Raw genomic sequence first — 15,992 nt, 5'->3', positions numbered from 1 at the left:
TGCTGGCGGCTCTTGTCCAGCAGCCGGCTGTCGGTGGGGTGGGCAATGGCCTTGGGCATGACGGTGGTGTCCACGATCACCTGCTGCGTGCTGGTTTTCTTGATCACACCGCCACGCCGGGCGGCATTGATGCTGGCCGCCAGCAGCGTCTCCACGCCTTCCTCTCCAATGCGCTTTCTCCAGCGCGTGAGGCTGGATGGATCGATGGGCAACTCGGTCTGCAGGTAGATCTCGCCGCAGAAGAACTGCCAGTACGGGTTCTCCACCCAGGTATTCACCACGGCTTCGTCGGAGGCGTCGAAGGTGTGCTGCAGGTACAGCAGCCCGGCGACCAGGCGCGCAGGCAAGGCGGGCCGGCCACGGCCCGAAGTGAATGACGCCGAGAACGTGCGCTCGATCTCGGTCCAGTCGATCAGCGCGGCCAGGCGGATCAATGGGTGGTGCAGGTTCAGCAACTCGTCCAACCGGGGGCGGAACAGTTCAGCGGACTGTGGTTGTGGAGGCTTTGGGCCCATTCAAATCCTCGGAGAAATTTGCAAGAAAACAGGTACTGGCAAAACCATACCTTGCAAATCGTGTACCCATCAATCCGAAGAATCACCAGTCAGATCAACGGCTTGTGAGTTGTTCAGGGCGGACTCGATAGAATGTGCGACTTCGCTGGGGGTGCCGGCCTGTGCACGATGCAGGCCGGCTGAGACAGTCCCTTTGAACCTGATTGAGATCATCCTCGCGCAGGGAAGCACGCCGCACCACCGCCCTCCTCCCCCGGCCTGTCCGCTGCGATGGCTCCCGCCTGCTTCGTACTGCGCGCGACCACGCCGGAGCAGCACCGATGGGCAGCACACCTGACACTATTTCCCGCAACGAAGCCCTCGCCCCGCTGGACCACGGCGCGCGCGTGTTCGCGCTGCGCGACCATGCGGCGCTGTGGTTCAGCCTGGGCGTGGGGCTGCTGGTCATGCAGGTAGGCGCCTACCTGGTGCCGGCGCTGGGCCTGCGCCAGGCGCTGCTGGCCATCATTGCCGGATCGCTGATCGGCGCCGGCCTGCTGGGCTGGGTGGCGCGCATCGGCTGCGACAGCGCGCTGTCCAGCGCCGCGCTGATGCACGCGGTCTACGGGCGCAGCTTTGCACGCCTGCCGGTGCTGCTCAACATCGTGCAGCTGCTTGGCTGGGGCGCATTCGAGCTGGTCGTGATGCGCGACGCCACGGTCGCCATTGGCCGCCAGTCGGGCGCGATGGCCGCCAACCATTGGCCGCTGCTGGCCACCCTGGGTTGGGGTGCCGTCGTGCTGCTGCTCATCAGCGGCTCGATGGTGCAGCTGGTGCGCCGCCTGATCGCGCGCGTCGCGCTACCGCTGGTCGTGCTCTCGCTGCTGTGGCTGAGCTGGCAGTTCCTGGCGCTGGCGCAGGCCCAGGGCCTGGCGCAGCTGTGGGCCCGCCCTGGCGCGGGCGGCATGGGCGTTCTGCCAGCGCTGGATCTGGTGATCGCCATGCCCATCTCCTGGCTGCCGCTCGTGGCCGACTACGCGCGCCACGGCCGCTCGGGCCGCGCCGCGCAGCAGGGCACCTGGCTGGGCTTTGCCATTGCAAACACCTGGTGCTACGGCCTGGGCGTGCTGGTGGCCAGCGTCATGCCCAGCGAAAACCTTGTCACCGCGCTGCTGCTGGCGCAGGGCGGGCTGCTCGCGCTGGCGCTGATCCTGGTCGACGAGATCGACAACGCCTATGGCGACGCCTATTCGGGCTCGGTATCCGCGCACAGCCTGCTGCCCGCCTGGAGCGTGCGCCGCTGGGGCGTGCTGATGACGCTGGCATGCACCGCCTGCGCGCTGATGCTGCCGATGCACAGCCTTGAGCCGTTCTTGCTGCTGCTCAGCTCGGTGTTCGTACCGCTGTTTGGTGTGATCCTGGGGCGGCTTGCGTTTGGCGCGCCCACGGCCTTGCTGCTACAACAGGCCCGCGCGGTGCACTGGCAGCCCACGCTGCTGTGGCTGGCGGGCATTGTCTGCTACCACCTGCTGGCGCGGCTGGCGCCCGGCTGGGGCGCGGCGCTGCCGACACTGGCTCTGTGCTTTGCGCTGTCCTGGGCCACCCGCGGGCGGACACGGGCCTGAGCAGCGCCCGGAGGATCGGGATGCAGCAGTCACCGCGCCCGGCGGACAATCACCGGCTTGCCCCTTCAGCCTGATGACTCAAGCAGCGCATCAATGAAGGGAAGAGCACACAAGCGGTTCATCAAGGCTTGACGACCAGGTCGTTGCGCACCGACGTGACACCCTTGACGGAACGAGCCAATTCACCCGCACGGGCCTTTTCTTGAACCGACTTGGCAAAACCAGACAGTTGAACCACACCGCCATCAATTGTCTTGACGTTGATGTTGGCGGCGGAGGTGGCCGGATCATTGGCCAGCTTTGCCTTCACCTCGGTGGTTACCACGGATCCATCCACATATTCGCCAACAGTCTCCTGCTGGCGCGCAACGCTGCAACCCGCCACCATTGCAGCGGCAGAACACGCCACCACGGCGGCGGCCAGAATACGTGAAACAGTCATTTCATTCTCCTTCCATACAAAATTCAGTTTTATTTAAAATTTTTCGCATCTTCTCAAGGCCGTTTTCTGCCAAAAAAGAATGATGCGACAAACAACACCAGAAAAACCACGAAAAGAATTTTCGCGATCTCCGCAGCCAACCCCGCAATGCCAAAAAAACCGAAGAAACCGGCAATCAAGGCAATAATCAAAAATACAACCGCATAGTGCAGCATGGCATCTCCAATCTCATTGAAACAGAGCGCAAGCCGTCATTGCACTGCCATCGGTATCAAATACGACCAAGACGGCCCGCCATAACGACGACCACCCTCCTCACAGATCCTTGAATTCCTGCACCTGTCTTTCGGCTTCTTCGCGTGCAATACCGTAGCGTTCCTGCACTCTTCCAATCAAATACTGTGCATTGCCCTCGGCAACGTCAAGATCATCATCGGTCAGCTTGCCCCATTGGATTTTTAGTTTCCCCTTGAGCTGCTTCCATTGCCCCTGAATAGTGTCTTCATTCATCTTTGTTTTCCTTTCCTCGCCAATGGCAAGTATTGATTGATTTACGTGATTCGCTTCAACCGGCAGTCTTGATACCGGATATTCCGACCGTCTTTACACCTCCGATGCTTTCTGCAGCGGCAACGGCTGCCACGGTCGCGACATGATTTTTCTGACTTCTTTTCATTGAATCTCCTGTCTTTCCCGTTGGGGGCTCATCGTGCGTGATCACACGCCACGACCTGCTTCATGCAGTGCGAAAGTTATTCCACCGTGTGATTCGCGCCGGAATCCACACTGCATGTTTTTCACGGTATGCCGAGTAACCGCACTGTGAAAGATGCGAATGCACTGCTATTCGTAGTACGTTCGTACCAGGCGGCGCGCTTGCAGGAGCCACACCCAGAGGCGCACAGGAGCAACGCCGCCTGGCTGGCGACGCGCCCGCTGCAAATGAAAGAAGTGCAACGAAATACAGCGTGCTCCGGCGCGCTTGCAGCGCCAGCGCCACGCCAACGCTACGATGGCGCAGCCATGCGGTGGAGCCACCAAGGAGCGCAATGATCGAGCAATTGCTGCAGGACAACACCAACCGCCACCAACTGCAACAACTGGTGACGAATTTACGCGAAGGGGTAATGCTGCTGGACACGGATGGCGTACTTCTCTGGGCCAATCACGCCGCCTTGCGAATGCACGGCTGCAGCGCACCGGAAGCACTGGGTGTCACCACGCTCGACTACCGCAGGCGCTACCTGCTGCGCGACATGCAGAGCCGGCGCATCGGCGCGCGCGACTACCCTGGCGCGCGCCTGGCGGCCGGCCAGTCGTTCACCAAAGTCCGGTGCGTGCTGGAACCCCGCAACACTTCGCCATGGCGCCGCGTGCTTGAGTTTTCGAGCCTGGCATTGGCCGATCGCACTGGCCAAGCCGAAACCCTCGCACTGATCATCGATGACGTCACCGAGGAAGTCGATGCACAGGAGCGCTTCGAGCGCGCCTTTGCATCCAACCCAGCGCCAGCGCTCATCCTGCGGCTCGACGACTGGCGATTCATCAAGGTCAACGACGGTTTCCTGCAGATGAGTGGCTACACACGCGAGGAAGTGGTCGACGCTCCGCTGCACGCGCTTGACGTACTGCACGACGTGGAACATCCCGAGGCAACGAACCTGGCCCTGAAGCAGCACCAGCCCATCCGGCAACAGGAATCAACGGTGCCGACAAAGTCGGGGCAAACCACGTTCGTCATCCTGGCCGGCCAGCCCATCCAGGTCGCGGACCGCGACTGCATGCTGCTGACCTTCATCAACCTGGACGAACGCAGGCGGGCACTGCAGCGCCTGCAGCAAAGCGAAGAGCGCTTTGCCGCAGTATTCCGTCTGGCCCCCGTGCCCCTGCTGCTATGCGCTCGCCAGGATTGGCGCACGATCGAGGTCAACCCGGCTTTCGAGACCTTGTTCGCCAGAGCGCGCGAGCAGCTTGTCGGCCATTCGGCACTGCGCGACGCGCTGCAAGTGCGCGCCGCACTGGCTGCGCAAATCACTGCGTCCGTGGACGGCGACGGCCATGTGGCCGCGCGCGACGTAACGCTGCAAACCCACGACGGCGCGGCCATCGACGTGCTGCTGTCGGCCGAGGCAGTGCGCGTTCACGATGAGGACTGCGTGCTGTTCGCCGCCCTGGACGTGACCGAGCACAGGCACACCGAGGCGGACCTCGTCGCGGCCATCGACTCGGTGATGCAGGACAGCCAACGCTTCAGCCAGAGCGTTCTTGAAAAACTGGCCCAGATTCGCCATCCCGCCAGCACGATCAGCGAGCTGGACGCACTAACCGAACGCGAACAGGACGTGCTGGAGCTCATCTGCCGGGGCATGAGCGGGCCGCAGATCGCCATTGCGCTCAAGCTGTCACGCAACACGGTGCGCAACCACCTGGCCAACCTCTACGCCAAGATCGGAGTGCGTCGCCGCAGTGCCGCGGTGGTGTGGGGCCGCGAACGCGGCCTGGGACTCCTTCCCGGGCCGCCGATCAAGATGCGATAGGGGGCCCCGCCGCCTTCTTCGCCCTGCCTCGTCAAAGCGGCCGGAACATCGCAATCGCTTGGCGCCGCGGCGGGACGCCCCTGCACTGCAGCGGGCAATTCCCCAACAGTGGTAAAAACAACGGGTGTTCCGCCGTGGCAGCAGCATGGCGGACTTTGTTTTTCAACGCCCACGCAAAGGAGTCTGCGCCCCGTGTCTAGCGCCCTGTCCCGTATCGCCCGCACCCTGTTCCTGACAACCGCGCTGGCCAGTGCCGCGCTGGCCAACGCTGCCGATTTCGTCAGCATCAAAGGCAAGAGCGTGAACATCCGCGAGCAGCCCACCACGCAGTCCGCGCGCGTCTGGGAGCTGTCGCGCGGCTATCCGCTGCAAGTGCTCAAGCGCCAGGGCGACTGGCTGCAAGTGCGCGATTTCGAGGAAACGCTGGGCTGGGTCTACGCGCCGCTGACCGTCAAGACCGCGCACCGCGTCGTCAAGGTGGAAACTGCCAACCTGCGCGCCGGCCCCGGCACCAACCACAAGGTGCTCGGCAAGCTGGTGCAGGGCGAAATCCTGCGCACGCTGGCGCGCTCGGGCAGCTGGGTCAAGATCGAGCGCGACGGCGGCCAGCAGGGCTGGGTCTCCGCCAACCTGGCCTGGGGTTGGTAAGTTACCCCTGCACGATGCGCTGCACTTGCGGCGCAAACCCATGGTTCAGCGGCCCGCTGCCGCGGCCGGTGCGCACCGCGCGCCCGGCCTCGATCGCACCCAGGATGTAGACGCGCGCCAGGCGCGCCGCGTCGGGCAGCGCCTCGCCCACCGCCAAATACGCCGCAATGGCCGACGACAGCGTGCAACCCGTGCCATGGCCATTGGGCGTGTCGATGCGCGCCGACTCCAGCCGCTCGCGCGTGCCGTCCGCCAGCGCCAGCAGGTCGACCACCCAATCGCCGGGCAGATGCCCACCCTTGAGCAGCACGCCGCGCGCGCCCAGCGCCAGCAGCTCCTGCACTGCGCCATCGAGCGCCGCCACGCCATCGATGTCGCGACCCAGCAGCAGCGCCGCTTCGTCCAGGTTGGGCGTGATCAGGAGCGCACGCGGAAACAGCTCGCCGACCAGCGTGGCCACCGTCTCGCGCGCGATCAGGCGGTCGCCGCTGGTGGCCACCATTACCGGGTCGAGCACCACGTTGGGCAGGCGGTGGCGGTCGATCGCGTCGGCCACCACCCGCACCGCCTCGGGCGCGGCCAGCATGCCGATCTTGACAGCGTCCACGCCAATGTCCTCGACCACCGCGTCGATCTGCGCGCGCAGCATCTCGGGCGGCACGCCGTGGATGGAGCGCACGCCCTGCGTGTTCTGCGCGGTGATCGCGGTGATCGCCGTCATGCCGAAGCAACCCAGCGCGGCAAAGGTCTTCAGGTCGGCCTGGATGCCGGCGCCGCCGCCGCTGTCGGAGCCGGCAATCGACAGGACGCGCACATAGCGCGGCGCGGGGGTTTCTTGAGAAAAATCGGTCATGGCAGCAAAGCAGGCGGGGCAGAGGCCGCAAGTATGCGGCAGGTCAACACCAGGGGTTTGGTGCCTGTGCTCTAATGCCCGTTTCGGACGAAACAGGGGTGTCCCGGGTCAGAACCGGCGACTGAGAAACACCCTCCGCACCCGATCCAGATCATGCTGGCGTGGGGAGTTTCAGGCCACCGGCGCCCTGCGCGCCCCGTGTTTCGTCCCGTTGCTCATTGCGGACGACATGCACACACTCACCCCCCGCTCCTCGATCACCATCCTCGGCGCCGGCCTGCTGGGCCGGCTGCTGGCCACCAGCCTTGCGCGCCAGGGCCACCGCGTCACCGTGCACGAAGCGGGCGGCCCGGACGGCGAGGGCTCGGCCGGGCGCGTGGCCGCGGCCATGGTGGCGCCGCTGGCTGAGTCTATCGTCGCCGAACCCAACCTGGTGCGCATGGGCCAGTACGCGCTGACGCGCTGGCCGCAGCTGATCGCGCCGCTGCCCGCACCGGTGTTCTGGCAGCAAAACGGCACACTCATCGTCTGGCACCGCCAGGACGCGCCCGAGGCGGCTCGCCTGCGCGCCACCTTCGAGCACACCCGCGGCGCGGTGGCCGGCCTGCCCGCCATGCAGCCGCTGGATGCGGCTGGCGTGGCCGCCGCCGAGCCGGCGCTGGCCGGGCGTTTTTCCCAGGGCCTGCTGCTGCCGGGCGAGGGCCAGATCGACAACCGCCAGCTGTACGCGGCCCTGTTGCAGGACATGCAGGCGCACGGCGTCGCGCTGCACTGGCACAGTGCGCACACGCCCGAAGACTTTCAACCCGGCCAGGCTGGCCAGCCCGACTGGGTGCTGGACTGCCGCGGCCTGGGCGCACGCGGCCAGTGGCAGGGGCTGCGCGGCATTCGCGGCGAGGTGGTGCGCGTGCACGCGCCCGAGGTGACGCTGGCACGCCCCACGCGCCTGGTGCACCCGCGCTATGCGCTGTACGTCGCGCCCAAGCAGGATCACCACTTCGTGATCGGCGCGACCGAGATCGAGACCGACGACCTGTCGCCAATGAGCGTGCGCTCGGCGCTGGAGCTGCTGTCGGCGCTGTATACGGTACACAGCGGCTTTGCCGAGGCGCGCATCACCGAGCTGTCCACCCAGTGCCGCCCCACGCTGGCCGACAACCAGCCTGCCATCCGGCTGCTTGCGCCGCGCGTGCTGCAGCTCAACGGCCTGTACCGCCACGGCTTCATGCTGGCGCCGGCGGTGCACGACGCGGCGCTGGAGCTGCTCGCCCAAGGCAGCTCGCCGCTGGCCCGGCAATTCGACATGCATCTGCAAGGACTCACACCATGAACGTCGTGCTCAACCAGCAGCCGCTGCAACTGCCCGCCAACGCCACCGTGCAGGATCTGCTCGCCGCCATCGACGCGCGCCCGCCGTTTGCGGTCGCCGTGAACACCGGGTTCGTGCCCAAGGCGCAGTACGCCACCTGGGCGCTGCATGAAGGCGACCAGATCGAAGTGATCGCCCCGGTCACCGGCGGCTGAACCACTTCTGGAGGAAACACAATGAACACCACGACCGACGACGCCCTCGTCCTCTACGGCCAGCGCTTTGACAGCCGCCTGCTGCTGGGCACGGCGCGCTACCCCTCGCCCACCGCGCTCGAAGCGGCAGTGCAGCGCGCCCGCCCGGCCATGGTCACCGCGTCGCTGCGCCGCCAGGGCATCAACGCCACCACCACCCACGGCGGCGGCAACAGCTTCTGGGACCTGCTCAAGCGCCTGCAGGTGCCGGTGCTGCCCAACACCGCCGGCTGCCACAGCGTGCAGGAGGCCGTGACCACCGCGCAGATGGCGCGCGAGGTCTTTAGCACGCCCTGGATCAAGCTGGAGGTGATTGGCGACGACTACACGCTGCAGCCCGACACGCAGCAGACCATCGACGCCGCGGCCATCCTGATCAAGGAAGGCTTTCAGGTTCTGCCCTACTGCACCGAGGACCTGGTGCAGTGCCAGCGCCTGGTCGACGTGGGCTGCCAGGCCGTCATGCCCTGGGCCGCGCCGATTGGCACCGGCCGCGGCCCGACCAACCCCTATGCGCTCAAGGTGCTGCGCGAGCGCCTGCAGGTGCCGCTGCTGGTGGACGCCGGCCTGGGCCTGCCCTCGCACGCCTGCACCGTGATGGAGTGGGGCTTTGACGGCGTGCTGCTCAACACCGCCGTGGCCCAGGCACAGGATCCCGTGGCCATGGCCGGCGCCTTTGCCAGCGCCGTCGCCGCCGGCCGCGCCGCCTGGCACGCCGGCGCGATGGCCGAGCACGAAGCCGCCCAGCCCAGCACGCCGGTGCTGGGCACGCCCTTCTGGCACCACGGCGCGCCATGACCGCCGCCGCCCCCCACAGCTGCGGCGCACGCCGCATGGCCCAGGCGATTGCCGCGCACCACGGCGCGCGCTTTGCCGGCTTCGAGCCCCAGCCGATGCCGCAGGACGCACCCGAGGACGACGTCTACCGCGCGGCGCTTGCCGCCTGCAGCGAGCTGGGCTTCATCGCCATCGATGCGCATTGCATTGCCCGCGCCTGGCAGCGCCAGAGCGAGCGCCAGGGCGCCTTCGACCCGGCGCTATGGCCCGCTGATCCACAGGACTTCGGCCTGGCCGCGCAGGGCGACACCCCGCCGTTCGCCCCCTGCCCCGAGCGGCTGGGCCTCTACGCGGTGCTGCCCGACGCCGACTGGATCGGCCGCATGGCGCGCGCCGGCGTGCCCACGGTGCAGCTGCGCTTCAAGAGCGACGACGCGGCCGCCATCGCGCAGCAGGTGCGCGCCGCCGTGGCTGCGGTGCAGGGAACGGGCGCGCTGCTGTTCATCAACGACCACTGGCGCGAGGCGATTGCCGCTGGCGCCTACGGCGTGCACCTGGGCCAGGAAGACCTGGACGCGCTGACCACCCAGGAGCTGGCCGAGCTGCGCGCCAGCGGCCTGCGCCTGGGCGTGAGCACGCACGGATACGCCGAAATGCTGCGCGCCGACGCCGCCCGGCCCAGCTACATCGCGATGGGCGCGGTGTTTCCGACGACGCTGAAAAAAATGGCCACCGCGCCCCAGGGCGTGGCGCGCCTGAACGCCTACGCGCGGCTGATGCGCGCCTACCCGCTGGTCGCCATTGGCGGCATTGCGCTGCAGCAGTTCCCCGAGGTTCTGGCCAGCGGCGTCGGCTCGATCGCGGTGGTGCGCGCCATCGTCAACGCACCCGACCCAGAGGCCGCGGCCCACACACTGATGCAGGCCATGGAGCGCCCTGCCTGACCCTTTGCCAGATGTCCCGCGCCGCAACAAACCGCGCGGGCCGCATCACTGCTGCGCCCACGGCGCCTGCCAGCCGCCGCCCAGCGCCTGCACCAGCGCCACGACGGCCTGTTGCTGCTGCAGCTGCAGCTGCATCAGAGAGCGGCGCGCCGACAGCGTGGACGCCTGCGCGGTGACCACGCTGGTGTAGTCCGACAACCCCGCCTCGTAGCTGTTGAGCATGCGCTGCTCGGCGCCGGCTGCCGCGTCGGCGGCGCTGCCCTGGTGGGCTATCTGCCGCTCCAGCGTCCGCAGCGTGCTGAGCTGGTCTTCCACCTCGCCCATCGCGCCCAGCGCGGTCTGGCGGTAGCGGGCACTGGCTGCCTGCTGCGCGGCCACCGCCTGCTGCACCGCGGCGTCGCGCGCGCCCGCGTCCAGCAGCGTCTGCGCCAGGCTCGCGCCCAGCGACCAGGCCAGCACCGGCGCCGACAGCAGCTCGCCGGCGCTGGCCGCCGCGCCGCCCAGGCCGGCGCTCAGGTTGACGCTGGGAAACCACGCGGCGCGCGCCACGCCGATGCCGGCATTGGCCGCGGCCACGTCGCGCTCGCTGGCGGCCACATCGGGGCGGCGCAGCAGCAGCTCGGACGGCAGCAGCAGCGGCAGCTGCGGTGCGGTACGCACCCAGGGCGCACTTGCGAGCGTGAACTGTGCCGGCGGCTCGCCGACCAGCAGCGCCAGCGCATGCTCGGTCAGCGCACGCGTGCGCTGCAGGCCGGCGCGCGTGGCGCGGGCGTTCTCCAGCGTGGTCTGCGCCTGCAGCAGGTCGGTGTGCGCTGCAACACCGGCGCGGTAGCGGTTGTCGGTGATCTGCAGGCTGCGCGTGTAGCCGGCAATGATCTCGTCCATCAGCAGCAGCTCGGCGTCGGCCTCGCGCAGCGCAAAGTAACCCTGGGCCAGACTGGCCTGGGCCGCCAGGCGCGCGCCGGCCAGATCGGCCTCGCTGGCCTGCACCGCCGCCTGCTGGGCCTGCACCTGCGCGCCAACGCGGCCCCACAGGTCGGGCGCCCAGCTGGCGGCCAGGCCCAGCGTGGCGCTGCCGCGCGCCGGGTCGCCGCTGCGCGACCCGCCCGCCTGCAGGCCCAGCGTGGGCCAGCGCTGCGCCTGGCTTTGCTGCAGCAGCGCCTGGGCCTGCGCCACGCTGGCCGCTGCCTGGGCAATGTTCTGGTTGCCCACCTCCACGCGCTCCATCAGTGCGTCCAGCTGCGCGTCGCCAAACAGCGGCCACCAGCGCTGCTGCTGCCACAGGCCCTGCAAGCTCTCGTCCGTAGTGCGCACCCAGCCCTCGGGGGCGCTTTCCTTCCAGTGCGCGGCGGGCCGGGCCATGTCGGCCACCACGTCGCCGGTGGTGGGCGCCATGGTGCTGCAGCCGGCCAGTAGTGCGCCGCCCAGCGCCAGCCCCCATGCCAGCAGGCGGACTGCAAGAGCGCCGTGGCGCGGGCGGGTGGCGGGCGGCGCCGGAGGAAGGCCGTTGTGCATCGGAGAAGTCATGTTGCACACCATTGTGGGCGGCGCATGGCGGCGCGGCTTGCAGCGCGCCTGCCCGCGGGGCAAAGATATGTAAAGCCGGTCAGCGCCAGCGTCGTGCTACCGTTGAAAAGACAAGGCGCGCCACGGTTTGGACGCGCGTGGAGGTTTGTATGTCCGATCGCACCCCGACCATGGGCCGGCGCATTGCGCTGGTGCTTGCAGTGGCGGCCACCGGCCTGCTGCTCAGCGGCTGCGTGGTGGCGCCGGCGCAGCCGGTCTACACCACCGGCGAGGTCTATGCGCCGATGGCGCCGCCGCCGCCGCGTTACGAGGTGGTACCGGTTCTGCCCTTCCCGGGCGCCATTTGGATCAGCGGCTACTGGGGCTGGAGCGGCGGCCACCATGTCTGGGTGCCGGGCCGCTACATGGCGCCGCGCCCGGGCTACCAGTGGAGGCCCCACCAGTGGGCGCCGCGGCCCGGCGGCGGCTGGGCGCTGCACGGCGGGCAATGGGCGCCGCCCGGGCGCCCCGGCATGCAGCCCAACCGTCCCGGCGCGCAGCGCCCCGTCCCGCGCCCGCCCACGGCCGAGCGCCCACAGCGGCAGCGCAACTGGCAGCAGAACGCGCGTCCGCGCCCGGATGCCGATGCCGAACGCGGGCCACGCGGCCCACAGAACCGCGGCGAGCGGCGTGGCCCGAATGGCGGCGGACGTGGTGACCGGGATCATTGGCGCTGATCACCCTGCAGCCGCGGGCAGCGGCGCGCCGGTGCGGCGCGTGCGCAGCCGGTCGAGCAGCACGTAGACCGCCGGCGTCGTCAGCAGCGTGAGCAGCTGGCTGGCGATCAGTCCGCCAACGATGGTCACGCCCAGTGGCTGGCGCAGCTCCGAGCCCTGGCCAAAACCGATCGCCAGCGGCAGCGCGCCCAGGCCTGCGGCCAGCGTGGTCATCAGGATGGGGCGAAAGCGCAGCAGGCATGCCTGATGCACCGCCTGCACCGCGGTCAGTCCCCGCTCACGCTCGGCGTGCAGCGCAAAGTCGATGATCAAAATCGCGTTCTTCTTGACGATGCCGATCAACAGGAACAGGCCGATCAACGCCATGATGGAGAACTCCATCTTCAGCAGCAGCAGCGCCAGCACCGCGCCAAAGCCGGCGCTGGGCAGCGTGGTGAGCACCGTGATCGGGTGGATCAGGCTCTCGTAGAGCATGCCCAGCACCAGATAGATGACGACGATGGCCGCCGCGATCAGCAGCCCCTGCTGCGACTGCGTCTGCTGCGCCTGCGCCAGCGCCCCCGAAAAACTCCCGCGCACGCCATTGGGCAGGCCGATGGCGTCCACCGCATCCAGCACCGCCTGGCGCGCCTGCTCCTGCGACACACCGTCGGCCAGGTTGAACGACAGCGTGCTCGACAGCTCGCCGCCGTCGTGGAGCACGCTGGCGGGCACGGCGCGCTCGGAAAAGCGCGCGAATTGCGACAGCGGCACCATCGTGCGCGCCGCCTGCGAGATGGGCTGGCCGGTGGAGGCGCTGCGCAGCGCCGGATTGGCGCTGGTGCCGCCCTCGCCGCCGGCGGCCACCATCACGTCCTGCAGCGCCTGCGGCGACTGCGCGTACTGCTGCGCCCATTCCATCACCACGGTGTACTGGTTCAGGTCGCTGTACATCGTCGCCACCTGGCGCTGGCCAAAGGCGTTGTACAGCGCCGTGTTGACCGCCGCGGGCGTCACGCCCAGGCTGGCGGCCTGGTCGCGGTCGACCTCGATGAAGGTCTCCACGCCGTTGTCGCTCTGGTCGTCGTCCACGTCGGTCAGGCGCGCGTCCTGGCGCAGCCGGGCCGACAGCCGGAGCGTCCAGGTCTTGAGGTCGGCCTGGCTGTCGCTCTTCAAGGTGTACTGATAGGTGGAATTGCTGCTCCTGCCGCCCATGTGCAGCTCCTGCGCAGGGTTGAGGAACACGCTCAGCCCGGTGATGGTGGCCAGCTTGGGGCGCAGGCGATTGATGACGGTGCGCGTCTTCTCGCCCTTGGGGCGCTCGGCCGCGGGCTTGAGCGCGCCGAACAGAAAGCCGCCGCCCCCCCTGCCGCTCGAATACGCCACCACGGTGCCCACCGACGGATCGGCGCGGATGATGTCGGCCGCCTGCGTGAGCTTGTCGCCAAAGGCGACGGTGGAGATGCTCTGGTCGGCGCGCAGGCCTGCGGAGAACTGGCCGTTGTCCTGCTCGGGAAAGAAGCCCTTGTCCACCTGCGTGAACAGATAGCCGTTCAGGCCGATGACCACCGCCAGCACCAGCATGACCAGCCAGGGAAAGGCCAGCGTCCAGTCCAGCGCCCGCGCGTAGCCGCGCGACAGCGCCTGCTGGCCTGCGGCCAGCCACTGGCGCAGGCCACCCGCGGCGCTCCTGCGCGGCTCCTGCGCGCGTTGCGCCGGCAGCAGCATGGCGCACAACATGGGCGTGGTGGTCAGCGAGATGACGAGCGAGATCATCACCGCCACCGACAGCGTGACCGCGAACTCGCGAAACAGCCGCCCGGGCTGCCCGCCCATGAACAGCAGCGGAATGAACACTGCCACCAGCGACACGCTGATGGTCAGCACCGTGAAGCCCACCTCGCGCGCGCCGTCCAGCGCCGCGCGGGTACGTGCCACGCCCCGCTCCAGGTGGCGGGTGATGTTCTCGATCACGACGATGGCGTCGTCGACGACGAAACCCGTCGCCACGGTCAGCGCCATCAGCGTCAGGTTGTTGAGCGAATACCCCAGCGCCGCCATGGCCGCGAACGTGCCCAGCAGCGACACCACGGTGGCCACCGCCGGAATCAGCGCCGCGCGCAGGTTGCGCAAAAACAGGCCGACGACCAGCACCACCAGCAGCACCGCGACGGCCAGCGTCACCTCCACCTCATGCACCGACGCACGCACCGAACCGGTGCGGTCCACCGCCACCTGCAGTTGCACGTCCTGCGGCAGCTGCGCGCGCAGCTGGGGCAGCAGCGCGTCGATCGCGTCGGCGGTGGCGATCAGGTTGGCGTCGGGCTGCTGGGTGATGTTGACGATGATGGCCGGCCCGCCGTTGAACATGCCGCGCGTGCGCGTGTCCTGCACGCTGTCGATCACGCGCGCCACCTGCGACAGCCGCACCTCCTGGCCGCCGCGCATGCCGACGATCAGGTCGCGGTAGTCGGCCGCATGCAGCCCCGGCGCGGGCGTGAGCACCTGCAGCGCCCGCCCGTCCTGCGCGCCGCCCACCTCGATCACGCCCGTGGGCCGGTTGGCGTTGCCCGCCTGCAGCGCGGCGCGCACGTCGTCGCTGCCAATGCCCAGCTGCTGCAAGGCGAACGGGTTGAGCTCCACGCGCACCGCCGGCTGCGAGCCCCCGCCCAGCGTCACGTCGCCCACACCCGGCACCTGCAGCAGGCGCTGGCTGATGATGTTGTTGACCTCGTCGAAGATCTGCCCCGGCGAGCGCGTGGGCGAGGTCAGCGCCAGGATCATGAAGGGCTGGGCGGCAGGGTTGGCCTTGCGGTAGGTGGGGTTGCTGCGCAGGTTGGCCGGCAGGTCGGTGCGCGCGGCGTTGATCGCCGCCTGCACGTCGCGCGCGGCGCTGTCGATGTCGCGCTCCAGGTCGAACTGCAGCACCACACGGCTCGACCCGGTGCTGCTGAAGCTGGTCATCTCGTTGACGCCGGCAATCGTGCCCAGCGTGCGCTCCAGCGGCGTGGCCACGGTGCGCGCCATGTCGGCGGGGCTGGCGCCGGGCATGCTGGCGCTCACGAAGATGACGGGGAAGTCCACCGCCGGCAGGCGCGCGATCGGCAGCGTCAGAAACGCCGCAATGCCGGCCAGCGCCAGGCCGATGGTCAGCAAGAGGGTGGCGATCGGGCGGCGGATGAAGGGGCGCGAAAGGTTCATTGGCGGCCACCTTTCGCGTCGGGGCTGCTGCCGGTGGCTTGGGCGACGCCGGCTGCGTCTGGGAGCGAATGTGGCTGGCCGGGTCTCGCCCCGGCGGGCGCCTTACTTTTCTTGCTTCGCCAAGAAAAGTAAGCAAAAGAAGGCGACCCCGCTTCCTGCGACCCCTGCGCTTCGCTACGGGGCAAACCTGGGGCAAGCTGGTTGCGGGGTGCGCCGCAGAACTCACTGCGCGCCTGCGGCGCTCCGTTCAAACAACTGCGGCGAGTCAGACAACAAAGCATGCGCGCTCCGACGCGCATGCCCACCCCGCAACCAGCTTGCCCCAGGCGCATCCAGAGGGGAAAACTGCAGCCGGCGCGCCCCGGCCTATCCCCTCTGGCTGTGCCGAGGAGCGCAGCCGGCGCGGTGCGCAGGTGCGCCGCAGGACGCACCTGCTTCGTCATCTGACTGGCCGTGCATGTCTGAACGGAGCGCGTCAGCGCGCAGTGAGTTGCACGGCCGCACCGCGCTGGTGAGCACCGCAGGTTGCCCGCAGCGCAGCGAAGGGACACAGACAGCGGGGCCGCCTTTCTTTTGGGTACTTTTCTTTGGCGGAGCAAAGAAAAGTACCTCGCCTGCCGGGGCGAGACCCGGCCGACCACCCTCAGCTTCCCTCCCCCGCCACCCAAAAAACCAAGAAAAAGCAG

General features: G+C 68.4%; 15 protein-coding genes and 2 riboswitches. Of the genes, 8 read left to right on the top strand and 7 right to left on the bottom strand.

The genetic code is table 11. The features are described 5' to 3' along the window. On the bottom strand, nt 1-515 hold a 515-nt coding region (locus ABD767_RS01125; protein WP_344867734.1), incomplete at its 3' end, for a transposase. 137 nt (nt 516-652) lie between these two features. Continuing rightward, a riboswitch (TPP riboswitch) is annotated at nt 653-758 on the top strand. A gap of 77 nt (nt 759-835) precedes the next feature. Here ABD767_RS01125 and ABD767_RS01120 point away from each other — a divergent pair. Continuing rightward, on the top strand, nt 836-2,119 hold the full coding sequence (locus tag ABD767_RS01120; RefSeq protein WP_103044803.1) for a cytosine permease: 1,284 nt from the start codon (nt 836-838) through the stop codon (nt 2,117-2,119). Between the two features lie 121 nt (nt 2,120-2,240). Here ABD767_RS01120 and ABD767_RS01115 read toward each other — a convergent pair whose 3' ends face one another. The 3 genes from ABD767_RS01115 to ABD767_RS01105 form a co-directional block, all read right to left on the bottom strand. Beyond that, nucleotides 2,241-2,561: a BON domain-containing protein gene (locus ABD767_RS01115; RefSeq protein WP_103044802.1), complete on the bottom strand. Its 321-nt coding sequence runs from the start codon at nt 2,559-2,561 to the stop codon at nt 2,241-2,243. 53 nt (nt 2,562-2,614) lie between these two features. Then, nucleotides 2,615-2,776, bottom strand: coding sequence for a DUF1328 family protein (locus tag ABD767_RS01110; protein WP_103044801.1), 162 nt, complete (start codon nt 2,774-2,776; stop codon nt 2,615-2,617). Nucleotides 2,777-2,876: 100 nt separating this feature from the next. Next, the gene (locus ABD767_RS01105; RefSeq protein ID WP_103044800.1) at nt 2,877-3,071 is read right to left on the bottom strand and encodes a CsbD family protein; all 195 of its coding nucleotides are present in this window, start codon (nt 3,069-3,071) and stop codon (nt 2,877-2,879) included. Between the two features lie 539 nt (nt 3,072-3,610). On the opposite strand from ABD767_RS01105, the gene ABD767_RS01100 reads away from it, so the two are divergent. Together ABD767_RS01100 and ABD767_RS01095 are read left to right on the top strand one after the other, a co-directional pair. Continuing rightward, nucleotides 3,611-5,098, top strand: a complete 1,488-nt coding sequence (locus ABD767_RS01100) for a PAS domain S-box protein (protein ID WP_103044799.1) — start codon at nt 3,611-3,613, stop codon at nt 5,096-5,098. A 192-nt stretch (nt 5,099-5,290) separates the two neighbouring features. Beyond that, nucleotides 5,291-5,746, top strand: coding sequence for an SH3 domain-containing protein (locus ABD767_RS01095; protein WP_103044798.1), 456 nt, complete (start codon nt 5,291-5,293; stop codon nt 5,744-5,746). Nucleotide 5,747: 1 nt separating this feature from the next. Here ABD767_RS01095 and thiD read toward each other — a convergent pair whose 3' ends face one another. Then, nucleotides 5,748-6,599, bottom strand: a complete 852-nt coding sequence (thiD, locus tag ABD767_RS01090; protein ID WP_103044797.1) for a bifunctional hydroxymethylpyrimidine kinase/phosphomethylpyrimidine kinase — start codon at nt 6,597-6,599, stop codon at nt 5,748-5,750. Between the two features lie 84 nt (nt 6,600-6,683). Continuing rightward, nucleotides 6,684-6,784: riboswitch (TPP riboswitch) on the top strand. Nucleotides 6,785-6,828: 44 nt separating this feature from the next. Between thiD and ABD767_RS01085 the strand changes: the two genes are divergently transcribed. From ABD767_RS01085 to thiE, 4 genes are read left to right on the top strand one after another with little or no spacing between them, the layout of a single operon-like run. After that, entirely contained in the window at nt 6,829-7,929 is a 1,101-nt protein-coding gene (locus tag ABD767_RS01085; RefSeq protein WP_103044805.1) for an FAD-dependent oxidoreductase, read from the top strand. Further along, nucleotides 7,926-8,123 (top strand): sulfur carrier protein ThiS, encoded by a 198-nt coding sequence (gene thiS, locus ABD767_RS01080; protein ID WP_103044796.1) that lies wholly within the window; start codon nt 7,926-7,928, stop codon nt 8,121-8,123. Before ABD767_RS01085 ends, thiS begins: the two co-directional genes overlap by 4 nt. 21 nt (nt 8,124-8,144) lie before the next feature. Next, the gene (locus ABD767_RS01075) at nt 8,145-8,960 is read left to right on the top strand and encodes a thiazole synthase (protein ID WP_103044795.1); all 816 of its coding nucleotides are present in this window, start codon (nt 8,145-8,147) and stop codon (nt 8,958-8,960) included. Then, on the top strand, nt 8,957-9,883 hold the full coding sequence (gene thiE / locus ABD767_RS01070; RefSeq protein WP_103044794.1) for a thiamine phosphate synthase: 927 nt from the start codon (nt 8,957-8,959) through the stop codon (nt 9,881-9,883). The genes ABD767_RS01075 and thiE overlap by 4 nt, the downstream gene beginning before the upstream one ends. Before the next feature lie 45 nt (nt 9,884-9,928). On the opposite strand, the gene ABD767_RS01065 is transcribed toward thiE, so the two are convergent. Then, on the bottom strand, nt 9,929-11,410 hold the full coding sequence (locus tag ABD767_RS01065) for an efflux transporter outer membrane subunit (RefSeq protein ID WP_344867725.1): 1,482 nt from the start codon (nt 11,408-11,410) through the stop codon (nt 9,929-9,931). Between the two features lie 149 nt (nt 11,411-11,559). Between ABD767_RS01065 and ABD767_RS01060 the strand changes: the two genes are divergently transcribed. Further along, nucleotides 11,560-12,126: a chromosomal replication initiator protein DnaA gene (locus ABD767_RS01060; protein ID WP_103044792.1), complete on the top strand. Its 567-nt coding sequence runs from the start codon at nt 11,560-11,562 to the stop codon at nt 12,124-12,126. On the opposite strand, the gene ABD767_RS01055 is transcribed toward ABD767_RS01060, so the two are convergent. After that, nucleotides 12,127-15,306 carry an efflux RND transporter permease subunit gene (locus ABD767_RS01055; RefSeq protein WP_103044791.1) on the bottom strand — a complete coding sequence of 1,060 codons (3,180 nt, stop codon included), beginning with the start codon at nt 15,304-15,306 and terminating at the stop codon, nt 12,127-12,129. Between the last annotated feature and the right edge of the window lie 686 nt (nt 15,307-15,992).

It is taken from the genome of Comamonas faecalis (assembly GCF_039538025.1).
Taxonomy (GTDB): Bacteria; Pseudomonadota; Gammaproteobacteria; order Burkholderiales; family Burkholderiaceae_C; genus Comamonas_C; species Comamonas_C faecalis.
This window is presented reverse-complemented; position numbering and strand designations above follow the sequence as displayed.

What these genes read in the sequence shown, in the direction of transcription:
- ABD767_RS01120 (WP_103044803.1), top strand. Translation starts at nt 836, where the DNA reads ATGGGCAGCACACCTGACACTATTTCCCGCAACGAAGCCCTCGCCCCG.
- ABD767_RS01060 (WP_103044792.1), top strand. Translation starts at nt 11,560, where the DNA reads ATGTCCGATCGCACCCCGACCATGGGCCGGCGCATTGCGCTGGTGCTT.
- ABD767_RS01085 (WP_103044805.1), top strand. Translation starts at nt 6,829, where the DNA reads ATGCACACACTCACCCCCCGCTCCTCGATCACCATCCTCGGCGCCGGC.
- ABD767_RS01115 (WP_103044802.1), bottom strand. Translation starts at nt 2,561, where the DNA reads ATGACTGTTTCACGTATTCTGGCCGCCGCCGTGGTGGCGTGTTCTGCC.
- ABD767_RS01075 (WP_103044795.1), top strand. Translation starts at nt 8,145, where the DNA reads ATGAACACCACGACCGACGACGCCCTCGTCCTCTACGGCCAGCGCTTT.
- thiD (WP_103044797.1), bottom strand. Translation starts at nt 6,599, where the DNA reads ATGACCGATTTTTCTCAAGAAACCCCCGCGCCGCGCTATGTGCGCGTC.
- thiE (WP_103044794.1), top strand. Translation starts at nt 8,957, where the DNA reads ATGACCGCCGCCGCCCCCCACAGCTGCGGCGCACGCCGCATGGCCCAG.
- ABD767_RS01110 (WP_103044801.1), bottom strand. Translation starts at nt 2,776, where the DNA reads ATGCTGCACTATGCGGTTGTATTTTTGATTATTGCCTTGATTGCCGGT.
- ABD767_RS01055 (WP_103044791.1), bottom strand. Translation starts at nt 15,306, where the DNA reads ATGAACCTTTCGCGCCCCTTCATCCGCCGCCCGATCGCCACCCTCTTG.
- thiS (WP_103044796.1), top strand. Translation starts at nt 7,926, where the DNA reads ATGAACGTCGTGCTCAACCAGCAGCCGCTGCAACTGCCCGCCAACGCC.
- ABD767_RS01105 (WP_103044800.1), bottom strand. Translation starts at nt 3,071, where the DNA reads ATGAATGAAGACACTATTCAGGGGCAATGGAAGCAGCTCAAGGGGAAA.
- ABD767_RS01065 (WP_344867725.1), bottom strand. Translation starts at nt 11,410, where the DNA reads ATGACTTCTCCGATGCACAACGGCCTTCCTCCGGCGCCGCCCGCCACC.
- ABD767_RS01100 (WP_103044799.1), top strand. Translation starts at nt 3,611, where the DNA reads ATGATCGAGCAATTGCTGCAGGACAACACCAACCGCCACCAACTGCAA.